Genomic DNA, 10608 nt, shown 5'->3' on the forward strand with positions numbered 1-10608 from the left:
GGGTCCCGCCGCCCCGGGTCCCGCCGCCCCGGGCTCGCGTGCCGTGGATGCGGCCTCGGACAGTCCGGGCCCGCGCTTCGGCGTCGTCGGCCCGGACCGCGGTCCGGGGGGCGACGACGGCTCCCGTGGCGCCCCCGCTCACCCCCTCGCCCCCCGTAACTCGCAGGACGGACAGTAGACATGACCACCAGACAGCACACCGTGTGTGTGATCGGCGCGGGACCGCGGGGGCTCTCCGTGGTGGAGCGGCTGTGTGCCGCCGCGAGGTCCGCCGAGGCCGGGACCGTGATCCGGATCCACGTCGTCGACCCGCAGCCGCCCGGCGCCGGGCAGGTGTGGCGCACCAGCCAGTCCGCGCATCTGCTGATGAACACGGTCGCCGGACAGATCTCGGTGTTCACCGACGCCAGCGTGGAGCTCACCGGCCCCCTGGAGCCGGGCCCCAGCCTGCACGCCTGGGCACGGGAGCTGGCCGCCGGGCGGATCCCCGGGCACTACCCCGAGCAGGTCGTCGCCGAGGCCCGGACACTGGGCCCCGACACCTACCCCACCCGCGCCTTCTACGGCCACTACCTGCGCTGGGCCTTCGACCGCACCGTCGACGGCGCCCCCGACCGCGTCACCGTCACCTGGCACCGCTCCCGCGCCGTCGCCCTGGACGACGAGGCCGTCGCCCTGGCGACCGGACACCCGCCGCGCCAGCGCGTGACGCTGGAGGACGGCGGCGTACTGGAGCACCTGGACGCCGTCGTCCTCTCCCAGGGCCACCTGCCCGCCCGGCCGACCGCCGCCCAGGAGCAGTTCACCGCCCTGGCCCGCACCTACGGCCACCCCGTCGTCCCGCCCGCCAACCCGGCCGACAGCGACCTGGACGGCATCCGGCCGGGCCAGCCCGTACTGCTGCGCGGCCTCGGCCTGAACTTCTTCGACTACATGGCCCTGCTCACCACCGGCCGCGGCGGCAGCTTCACCCGCGTCTCCGGCCGGCTGGTCTACCTGCCCTCCGGCCGGGAACCCAAGATGTACGCCGGTTCCCGGCGCGGTGTGCCCTACCAGGCGCGCGGCGAGAACGAGAAGGGCCCGCACGGCCGCCACGAGCCACTGCTGCTCACCCCGGCCCGGATCGCCCGGATGCGGGCCGCGCGCGGCGCGGACGGCGCCGACTTCCTGCGGGACGTGTGGCCGCTGGTCGCCAAGGAGGCCGAGACCGTCTACTACCGCACGCTGCTCACCGCCCGTGGCCGGGGCGACCGCGCCGAGGCGTTCCAGCGGGACTTCCTGAGCGCGCTGCCCGGCACGTCCGCCGAGGACGCGGTGCTCGACGCGTACGAGATCGGCGAGAAGGACCGCTGGGACTGGGACCGGCTGGCCCGGCCGTACCGGGACCAGGAGTTCGGCGGCCCGGAGGACTTCACGGCCTGGCTGCTGGACTATCTGCGCGAGGACGTCGCCGAGGCCCGCAGCGGCAATGTCAGCGGCCCGCTCAAGGCCGCCCTGGACGTGCTGCGCGACCTGCGCAACGAGATCCGGCTGGTGGTCGACCACGGCGGACTGCACGGCGACTCCCACCGCGAGCACCTGGACCGCTGGTACACGCCGCTGAACGCCTTCCTGTCCATCGGCCCGCCCGCGTCCCGGATCGAGGAGGCGGTGGCGCTGATCGAGGCGGGCGTGCTGCACATCGTCGGCCCCGACCTGCGCGTGGACGTCGACCGGCAGGGCTTTTACGCCCACTCGCCGCTGGTGCCCGGCTCCCGGATCAGCGCCGAGGTGCTGATCGAGGCGCGGCTGCCCGACATCACGCTGAGCCGCACCGAGGACCCCCTGCTGCGGCACCTGCTGGACACCGGCCAGTGCGCCCCGCACCGCATCGCCACCCGCAACGGCAGCTGGGTCTACACCGAGGGCCTCGCGGTCACCTCCCGCCCGTTCCGGCTGCTGGACGCCGCCCGGCGCCCGCATCCGCGCCGGTACGCCTTCGGGGTGCCCACCGAGTCGGTGCACTGGGTGACGGCGGCGGGCATCCGGCCGGGGGTGAACTCGGTGACCCTGACCGACTCCGACGCCATCGCCCAGGCGGCGCTCTCGGCGGTGCTGGAGCGGCGGGCCGGGCTGGAGCGGACGGCCGCGTGAGGTGACGGCGGGCGTTGAAGTCCGCGGCCCGTGCCCGGTGGGGGCGGGCCGCGGACCACAGGCCCCCGTCGGAGGAGGAGCAACGATGTCGGAACAGGAGCGCCCATGACCTTCCAACTCTCCCCGGAACTCGCCGCGGTGGTCGATTCCGGGCTGCTGTCCCCGGTGCGCGCGGGTACGCCCGTGGAGGCGGCGGTGTCCGACGCGGCCTGGCTGGCGGCCATGGTCGAGGCGGAGACGGCGCTGGTGCGGGCGCAGGCCCGGCTGGGCACGGTGCCGGAGTCCGCGGCGGCGGCGATCACGGCGGCGGCCCGGCCCGAGCGGCTCGACCTGGTCGCGCTGGCCCGCGCGGCGCGCGAGACGGCCAATCCGGTCGTGGGGTTCGTGAAGGCGCTGACGGCGGTGGTCGCCGCGGAGGACCCGGCCGCGGCGGAGTACGTGCACCGCGGTTCCACCAGCCAGGACATCCTGGACACGGCCGCGATGCTGGTGGTGCGGCGGGCGACGGTACTGATCCGGGCGGACCTCGACCGGTGCGCGGCGGCGCTGGAGTCGCTGGCGCGCACCCACCGGGACACCCCGATGGCGGGGCGCACGCTCACGCTGCACGCGGTGCCGACGACCTTCGGCCTGAAGGCGGCGGGCTGGCTGCACCTGGTGCGCGAGGCACGCGGGCGGGTGGCGGACCTGACGGCGTCCCTGCCGGTGGAGATCGGCGGCGCGGCGGGCACGCTGGCGGGATACCTGGAGTACGCGGACGCGCCCGACGACGGCTACGCCGACCGCCTGGTGGCGGCGTACGCGCGGGAGACGGGCCTGGCCCCGGCGCCCCTGCCCTGGCACGTCCTGCGCACCCCGATCGCCGACACCGGGGCGGTCTGCGCCTACCTGGCCTCCGCGCTCGGCAAGATCGCCGTCGATGTGCAGTCGCTGGCCCGCACCGAGGTCGGCGAGGTGACCGAGCCGAGCGTGGCGGGGCGGGGCGCGTCCTCGGCGATGCCGCACAAGCGGAACCCGGTCCTGGCCACGCTGATCCGCTCGGCCGCGCTCCAAGTGCCGCAGCTCGCCGCGGTGCTGTACGGCACCATGCTGGCGGAGGACGAGCGGTCGGCCGGTGCCTGGCACGCGGAGTGGCAGCCGCTGCGGGAGTGCCTGCGGCTGGCGGGCGGCGCGACCCGTACGGCGGTGGAACTCCTGACCGGCCTCACGGTCGACGCCGACCGCATGCGCGCCAACCTCGCCCTGACCGGGGGCCAGATAGTCTCCGAGCGCGTCGCCGCCGTACTGGCCCCGCTCCTCGGCAAGGCCCAGTCCCGGGCCCTGCTCACCCGCGCCAGCCACGAGTCCGCGGACCGGGGCGTGCCCCTGGTGAAGGTCCTGGCGGAGTCCCCGGAGGTGACCCGGCACCTGTCCCCGAAGGAACTGGACGCCCTGCTGGACCCGGCGGGCTATCTGGGCGCGGCGCCGGGCCTGGTGGACCGGGTGGTGGACGGCAGGCCCACGGCATAGCGCCGAGGCGTTGGCGGTGTCTTGAACGGTCCTCGACCGGTCTTCAGCAGCCTTGCCCTATGAATCCCGAACCCGGCCCGGACCGGTGGCAGTTGCTCGACACCCTGCAGTCCCTCCTCGACGCCCTGCCCCGTCCGGCCGACGGGGCGCCCCCGCGGGCCGAGGACGTCCTGACCTACCTGGAGACCGGCCGGGGCACCCACCTCGGCCCACGCCTGCCCGTCCCCGCGCCGACCGCCCGCGGGGACGCGGCCGTGGAGGCGTCCCTGCGCCTGGTGATCGAGGCGTTCACGGTGCTGCTGGGGGCGCGGGGGGACCCGGCCGACCCCGGGTGAGGGCGGGCCCGGGACGGGATATCCACATCCCTCCGCCCGTCCACAGGGACTGCCGGATTTCGGCCACCTCGCTGTACCGTCGGCACGCATTGATGTTCGTGCGGGCCGGGGACGGTCCGGTGCGGGGGGAGGCGGTTGGTGTGGTCGACGGTTCGGTGGAGGCGCGCGGCGCGTCCCGGCGGTTGCCGCAGGTGCGCGGGTTCGCCCAGTGGCCGGGCAACGGTGGCGCGAAGGCGGAGGGCAAGGCGCTGCGGGAGCGCGTACCGCGCGCGGCGCACGCGGAGTTCGACCTGGACCCCGGCCGCCCGGACGCGCTCACCGCGGTCGAGGAGTCCAGTCTCGGCCGGATACCGGAGCTGACGCCGATACGGGTCGGCCGGATGGCGGCGACCCCGTTCGCCTTCCTGCGCGGCTCGGCCGGGCTGATGGCCCACGACCTGGCCCACACCCCGATGACCCGCGTCCTCGCCCAGATCTGCGGCGACGCCCACGCCGCCAACTTCGGCCTGTACGGCGACGCCCGCGGCGGACTGGTCATCGACCTCAACGACTTCGACGAGACCGTGCCGGGCCCCTGGGAGTGGGACCTGAAGCGGCTCGCGGCCTCGCTGGTGCTGGCGGGCCGGGAGGCCGGTGCCTCCGAGGACACCTGCCGCGAGGCCGCGTACGACGCGGTCGGCGCGTACCGGCGCACCATGCGGCTGCTGTCCAAGCTCCCGGTGCTGGACGCCTGGAACGCCATCGCGGACGAGGAACTGGTCTCCCACACCGACGCCCACGACCTGATCGGCACCCTGGAGCGGGTCGCCGCCAAGGCCCGCTCCAACACCAGCGGCCGGTTCGCGGCGAAGTCGACCGAGCGCACCGAGGACGGCGGCCGCCGCTTCGTGCCCGCGCCGCCGGTCCTGAGCCGGGTGCCGGACGAGGAGGCCGCGGCGGTGGCGGCGTCGCTGGAGGAGTACCGGGAGACCCTCCCGGAGGACCGGCTCCCGCTGCTGGCCCGGCACGCGGTGCACGATGTCGCCTTCCGGGTGGTCGGCACCGGCAGCGTCGGCACCCGCTCCTACGTCGTCCTCCTCCTGGACCACCGCGGCGAACCCCTCGTCCTCCAGGTCAAGGAGGCCCGCCCGTCCGCGCTGCTGCCGCATCTGGCGGCGGCCGGGTTCGAGGCGCCGAAGCCGGAGCACGAGGGCCGCCGGGTGGTGCTGGGGCAGAAGCGCATGCAGGTCGTCAGCGACATCCTGCTCGGCTGGACGACCGTCGACGGCCGGCCCTACCAGGTGCGCCAGTTCCGCAACCGCAAGGGCAGCGTGGACCCCGCCGCCCTCTCCCCCGACCAGCTCGACGACTACGGCCGGATGACCGGCGCCCTGCTGGCCCGCGCCCACTCCCACAGCGCCGACCCCCGCCTGGTCTCCGGTTACTGCGGCAAGAACGAGGAACTGGACGAGGCGATGGCCGCCTTCGCGGTCGCCTACGCGGACCGCACCGAGGCGGACCACGCCGACCTGGTCGCGGCCGTACGCGCGGGCCGCATCGCCGCGGAGGCGGGGGTGTGAAGTACGTCGACCTCGACGGGCGGGCCGGTGAGGCGACGGGCGTCGTCGACCCGCGGCCGTACCTGGAGCACCTGCCGGAGTTCGCGGACCGGCTCCCGCCGGGCGCCCGCGCGTTCGCCACGGATCCGGGGCACTACGCGTTCTCCGGCGCCCGGTGCGTGAAGGACCTGCGTCCGGATCTGGCCCGGCGTACCGCCGCCGACGAGGTCGAGCTGCGCTTCCGGCACAACTGCTTCAAGCACGAGGAGGACCTCGTCATCAGCTACCGCGGGGTCTCCCGCTTCCAGGCGGGCTTCCTGGGCGCCTGCGACGTCAGCGGGCTCGGCGAGGTGATCCTCGACGAGGTGCTGCCGCGTCCCGACGGCGGCTGCAGCCATGAGATCGCCTGCCGGCCGGGCACGCTCTTCGTGGTCTGCCGCGATCTGACGGCCGCCTGGGTCCCCGCGGACTGCCCGGAGACCCCGGGGGCATGAACGGCGTCATGATCGGCCGTAGGCCGCGGGCGAGCCGTGGCCTACGCTGGTCGCGTGACGACCCCGGAAGCCGAGCAGCAGCCCCCACAGCCTGAAGGAACCGGGGAGGAGACCTCCCCGCGCCCCGAGGAGCGCCTTGAGCGGGCCGTGCGGGCCGCCGAGCAGGCGCTGATCGAGTACGAGATCGCGGTGGAGACCTTCCGCGTGGAGGTCGAGAACTTCTCCCGGCTGCACCACCAGAAGCTCGGCCCGATGTACGCCCGCCTCGACGAGCTGGAGGCGCAGATCGCCGAGGCGAGGGCCGAGCGCAGCGGTGACCCGGAGGACCGGCGCAAGGCGGACGAGGCCCGTGCCCGGGTCATGCCGATGCCGGGCGTCGAGGAGCTGTTCCACGGCTGGATGGACGGCGACGGCCTGTTCCCGGAGGCGTCGGCGATGCTCACGGACCAGGCGGTGCGGCCGCCGGAGCGGGTGCGCCCCAGCGAGGAGGCCCGCAAGCTCTACCGCGAGCTGGCCCGCAAGGCCCACCCCGACCTGGCCCAGGAGGACGCCGAGCGGGCGCGCCGGGAGGAGTTCATCACCCGGGTGAACGCCGCGTACGCCCGTGGCGACGAGGCGCTGCTGCGGGAGCTGGCCGAGGAGTGGGCGGCCGGTCCCGTCCCGAAGGAGCGCAGGCCCAGCCCGGCCGAGGAGCTCTACGCCCGCCTGGAGTGGCTCGCCCAGCGCAAGGAAATGCTCGGCGCGGTCGCCCGTGAGCTGGAGGAGAGCGCGATCGGCTCCATGCTGCGGCTGGCCCCGGACGACCCGGACAAGCTGCTGGAGGAGATCGCCGAGCAGCTCCTGGCGGACGTCGCGGCCCGCGAGGCGGAACTGGCGGAACTGCGCAAGTAGTCCACCGGGTACCGTCGGGGGCATGCATTTCGGATCTGGCGTGCCCACGGTCGAGGTCACGGACCTCAAGGACGGCGATTTCCTCCTGGACGTCCGGGAGGACGACGAGTGGCAGGCGGGCCACGCCGAGGGGGCTCTGCACATCCCCATCAGCGAGTTCGTCGCCCGCTACGGCGAGCTGACCGAGGCCGCCCCGCAGGACGGCCGGGTCAACGTGATCTGCCGCTCCGGCGGCCGCAGCGCCCAGGTGGCGATGTACCTCGTCCAGCAGGGCATCGACGCGGTGAACGTGGACGGCGGCATGCAGGTCTGGGCGGCGACGGGCCGCCCGGTGATCACGGACGACGGCAAGCCGGGCTTCGTACTCTGAGACCACCCGCGCCCCGCACCCCACGCCCCTCGCCCCGGGGTCCTCGGCCGAGGCCGGTGCGAGGACGGTCGGTCCCGGGGCGGCGCGTGGTTGTCGGCGGCCCGCACGATGTGCCGCGCGCCCCGCGCCCCGTGCCCCGCGCCCCGCGCCCGCTGCTCTCGGTCGAGGGGATGCCCGGCCGGCGGCGGCCTCAGCCCAGGGGATGGGCCGCCAGTAGGTCGCCCAGGGTCTCCTCGTGTGCCGACGCCGGGCCGAGTGAGAGCTCCAGTTGCTTGGCCCAGGCGTGGTACCGGTGCAGTGGGTACTCCACGTCCGCGCCGAAGCCGCCGTGCAGGTGCTGAGCGGTCTGGACGATGCGCCGTACGCCCTCCGCGGCCCAGATCTTGGCGACCGCCACGTCCCCGGCGACCGGCAGCCCGCCCGGTGTCCGGGCGGTGATCCGCCAGGCGGCCTGCCACAGGGTGGCCTCCATGGCGCGCAGGTCGATGTAGCGGTCGGCGGCCTGCACGGCGACCGCCTGGAACGTGGCGAGCGGATACCCGAACTGCTCCCGCTTGCCGGTGTACGCGCTGGTCATGCGCAGCACCCGGTTCCCGATCCCGAGCGCCAGCGCGCACGTCCCGACCGTCAGCAGCTCCCGCAGCCGCTCCCAGGCGCCCTCGGCGGTCACCACCTCGCGCTCCGCGAGCCGCACCGCCTCCAGCCGTACCTCCCCGAGCCGCTCCCCGCTGGTGGCGTACTGCTCGGCGAGCCGTACCCCGGCCCGCTCGCGCGGCACCACCGCGAGCACGGCCCGGTCGCCGTCCGTGTGCGCCGGTACGAGGACGGCGTCGGCGTCGAAGGCCCACGGCACCGCCGTCTGCGCCCCCTCCAGCACCCACCCCGGCCCGTCCCGCCGCGCGGTCACCGCCAGCTCCGCCGGATCGTGCCCGCTGCGGCCGTGCGCGGCGACGGTCAGCGTCACCTCGCCCCGCCCGGCCCGCGCCAGCAGCTCGGACTTCAGCGCGGTGCCGCCGTACGCCTGGAGGACCGCCAGCGCGGCGCCGTGCTCCAGCAGCGGCACCCGGGCCAGCACCTCACCGGCCTCCCGCAGCACCCGGCAGAGCGCCACCGCGTCAAGACCGGCCCCGCCGTACTCCTCGGGGAGCGGCAGGCTCAGCAGGTCGGCCTCGGCGAGCCTCGACCACAGGGCGCGGTCGAAGCCCTCCGCGACGGCGCCCGGGGTGAGCGCGGGGCTCGGCACGGAGTCCGGCGCGACCCCCGCGAACACCCCCCGCGCCGCCTCGGCCGCCGCCTGCTGCTCCTCGGTGAAGGTGAAGTCCACGGTCCTGCCCTCCCGCGCCCACGAGACCTGACGGTGCGTCAAGATAGAACAGGTTCTAGAAGAAGGGAACGGCCCGGACCCGCCGGTGCGACCGAGGTCCTGCCGAATGCTCGGCGGGCGTGACCTTCCCGTGAGCCCGGAGCCGTAAGGTGTCCCCCCGAGACAGGGCCGCCGGGCCGACCTTCCGGGGCCGGGACCGGGGAGACGGGGCGCCATGGACGCGTACGACACACAGGGTGAGGTCCGGCACGGGCCGGGGCCGCGCACCGGTGTGGCCGCCCTCTCCCTGCGCTACCAGATCGTCGCCGCGCTCGCCCTGGCCGTGGTCGCGGTCGGCGTCTGCGTGCACCTGGGGATGGTCTTCCTGCACGTCGCGCCCTCGAACACGGTCAGCAAACGGCACGGCGAGGCGATAGGGGACTGGGTCTACCCGGAGTTCGAGCAGAACTGGAAGCTCTTCGCGCCCAACCCGCTCCAGCAGAACATCGCCGTCGAGGTGCGCGCCGAGATCCGCGAGGCGGACGGCACGATACGCACCACCGGCTGGTACGACCTGTCCGCCCAGGACGGCCGCGCCATCGACGGTAACCCGCTGCCCAGCCACACCCAGCAGAACGAACTGCGCCGGGCCTGGGACTTCCTGGTCGCCACCCACGACAGCGACAACCGCCCGGTCGGCCTGCGCGGCGACCTGGCCGAGTCCTATCTGCGCCGGATCGCCCTGCTGCGCCTGGACCGGGTGGACGCGGCCGGGGAGGACGGAGTCGTCGAGCGGATCCGGGTCCGCTCCCGCACCACCAACGTGCCCCCGCCCGACTGGAGCGAGGAGAAGGTGCCGGACAAGCCGGTCTACCGGGAACTGCCCTGGTGGGAGGTCCCCGCGGACGAGTCCGGGGAGGGCCGGGCATGAACCGGATCGCCCTGTGCCTCTCGGCCGCCATCGCCAAGGTCACCGAGTCCGCGCTCGGGCCGTACCAGACGGCCGTCATCCGCATCGGCTTCGCCGCGACCTGGCTGCTCTTCCTGCTGCGCGAGCTGCCCCACCGCCACGAGCTGTACGGCCCCGACGGGCCCTGGGACTTCGCGCTCGGCCAGCAGCTGATCGGGGCCAACGGCGCCTTCACGGCCCTGATCTGGACCGACAGCCACCTGTGGTTCGAGCTGGTCTACGCCCTCGCCGTGCTCTGCGCGGTCCTGCTGCTGCTCGGCTGGCGCACCCGCACCACGTCGGTGCTGTTCATGGTCGGGGTGCTGTCCCTTCAGAACCGGTCCATCTTCATGGGCGACGGCGGCGACAACGTCCTGCACCTGATGTCGATCTACCTGGTCTTCACCCGCTGCGGCCGGGTCTGGTCCCTGGACGCGCGCCGGGCCGACCGGCAGCACGCGGCACGCGCGCGGGGCGAGCGGGTGACCGACCGCCTCGGCCCGCTGCTGTGGGGCCTGTGGGGCACGGTCCTGGTCCTGGCCACCCTCGCGGGCCGCCTCGACGGCGACCTGACCGTGCCCCTGATCCTGTGGACGGTGTGGCTCGCGCTGGCCGTGTGGTGGCTGGTCGGGCGGTACGCGCGCACCGCGCAGCCCCGCGTACTGCTGGACGTGATCGGGAACATCGTGCACAACGGCGCCCTGTTCGTGATCATGGCCGAGGCGTGTCTGATCTACGCCACCGCGGGCTGGTACAAGATCCAGGGCTCCCGCTGGCAGGACGGCACGGCCGTCTACTACCCGCTGCACCTGGAGTACTTCTCCCCCTGGCCGGCCCTCGCCGACGCGCTCGCGGCCAGCGGGGTGATGGTGCTGCTGGTGACGTACGGGACGGTCCTGGTCCAGGTCGCCTTCCCGTTCACGCTTTTCAACCGGCGGGCCAAGAACGTCCTGCTGGCCTTCATGATGTTCGAGCACGCGGTGATCGCGGTCGTGCTGGGCCTGCCGTTCTTCTCGCTGGCGATGATCGCGGCGGACGCGGTCTTCCTGCCGACGGGCTTCCTGCGCGGCCTCGGCGCCCGCGCGG

10 protein-coding genes are annotated in these 10608 nt (G+C 74.6%); 9 read left to right on the forward strand and 1 reads right to left on the reverse strand.

What is annotated here, in order from left to right; translation table 11 throughout:
* Positions 1-180 precede the first annotated feature (180 nt).
* The 7 genes from GA0115233_RS38475 to GA0115233_RS38505 all read left to right on the forward strand — a co-directional run bounded on the left by GA0115233_RS38475 (position 181) and on the right by GA0115233_RS38505 (position 7270).
* Positions 181-2133 (forward strand): FAD/NAD(P)-binding protein, encoded by a 1953-nt coding sequence (locus GA0115233_RS38475; protein ID WP_093725224.1) that lies wholly within the window; start codon positions 181-183, stop codon positions 2131-2133.
* 105 nt (positions 2134-2238) lie between these two features.
* Positions 2239-3642: a 3-carboxy-cis,cis-muconate cycloisomerase gene (gene pcaB, locus GA0115233_RS38480; protein WP_093725226.1), complete on the forward strand. Its 1404-nt coding sequence runs from the start codon at positions 2239-2241 to the stop codon at positions 3640-3642.
* Positions 3643-3701: 59 nt separating this feature from the next.
* Positions 3702-3977, forward strand: coding sequence for a hypothetical protein (locus GA0115233_RS38485; RefSeq protein ID WP_093725228.1), 276 nt, complete (start codon positions 3702-3704; stop codon positions 3975-3977).
* A gap of 92 nt (positions 3978-4069) precedes the next feature.
* On the forward strand, positions 4070-5536 hold the full coding sequence (locus GA0115233_RS38490; RefSeq protein ID WP_093725230.1) for a DUF2252 domain-containing protein: 1467 nt from the start codon (positions 4070-4072) through the stop codon (positions 5534-5536).
* Positions 5533-6009, forward strand: a complete 477-nt coding sequence (locus GA0115233_RS38495) for a hypothetical protein (protein ID WP_093725232.1) — start codon at positions 5533-5535, stop codon at positions 6007-6009. The genes GA0115233_RS38490 and GA0115233_RS38495 overlap by 4 nt, the downstream gene beginning before the upstream one ends.
* A 54-nt stretch (positions 6010-6063) precedes the next feature.
* Positions 6064-6900: a J domain-containing protein gene (locus GA0115233_RS38500; protein ID WP_093725234.1), complete on the forward strand. Its 837-nt coding sequence runs from the start codon at positions 6064-6066 to the stop codon at positions 6898-6900.
* Positions 6901-6940: 40 nt separating this feature from the next.
* A complete protein-coding gene (locus GA0115233_RS38505; protein WP_093725236.1) occupies positions 6941-7270 on the forward strand; it encodes a rhodanese-like domain-containing protein in 330 nt (109 codons plus the stop codon).
* A gap of 190 nt (positions 7271-7460) precedes the next feature.
* On the opposite strand, the gene GA0115233_RS38510 is transcribed toward GA0115233_RS38505, so the two are convergent.
* Positions 7461-8594 carry an acyl-CoA dehydrogenase family protein gene (locus GA0115233_RS38510; protein ID WP_093725238.1) on the reverse strand — a complete coding sequence of 378 codons (1134 nt, stop codon included), beginning with the start codon at positions 8592-8594 and terminating at the stop codon, positions 7461-7463.
* A gap of 214 nt (positions 8595-8808) precedes the next feature.
* Here GA0115233_RS38510 and GA0115233_RS38515 point away from each other — a divergent pair, with 214 nt between their 5' ends.
* Together GA0115233_RS38515 and GA0115233_RS38520 are read left to right on the forward strand one after the other, a co-directional pair.
* Complete coding sequence (locus GA0115233_RS38515) at positions 8809-9504, forward strand: DUF5819 family protein (protein ID WP_093725240.1); 696 nt, start codon at positions 8809-8811, stop codon at positions 9502-9504.
* On the forward strand, positions 9501-10608 hold a 1108-nt coding region (locus GA0115233_RS38520), incomplete at its 3' end, for an HTTM domain-containing protein (RefSeq protein ID WP_093725242.1). The genes GA0115233_RS38515 and GA0115233_RS38520, both read left to right, overlap by 4 nt.

It is taken from the genome of Streptomyces sp. DI166, assembly GCF_900091315.1.
Classification (GTDB): Bacteria; Actinomycetota; Actinomycetes; order Streptomycetales; family Streptomycetaceae; genus Streptomyces; species Streptomyces fuscus.

Coding starts and splice junctions, on each gene's coding strand:
- pcaB (WP_093725226.1), top strand. CDS start 2,239: ATGACCTTCCAACTCTCCCCGGAACTCGCCGCGGTGGTCGATTCCGGG.
- GA0115233_RS38490 (WP_093725230.1), top strand. CDS start 4,070: ATGTTCGTGCGGGCCGGGGACGGTCCGGTGCGGGGGGAGGCGGTTGGT.
- GA0115233_RS38475 (WP_093725224.1), top strand. CDS start 181: ATGACCACCAGACAGCACACCGTGTGTGTGATCGGCGCGGGACCGCGG.
- GA0115233_RS38485 (WP_093725228.1), top strand. CDS start 3,702: ATGAATCCCGAACCCGGCCCGGACCGGTGGCAGTTGCTCGACACCCTG.
- GA0115233_RS38515 (WP_093725240.1), top strand. CDS start 8,809: ATGGACGCGTACGACACACAGGGTGAGGTCCGGCACGGGCCGGGGCCG.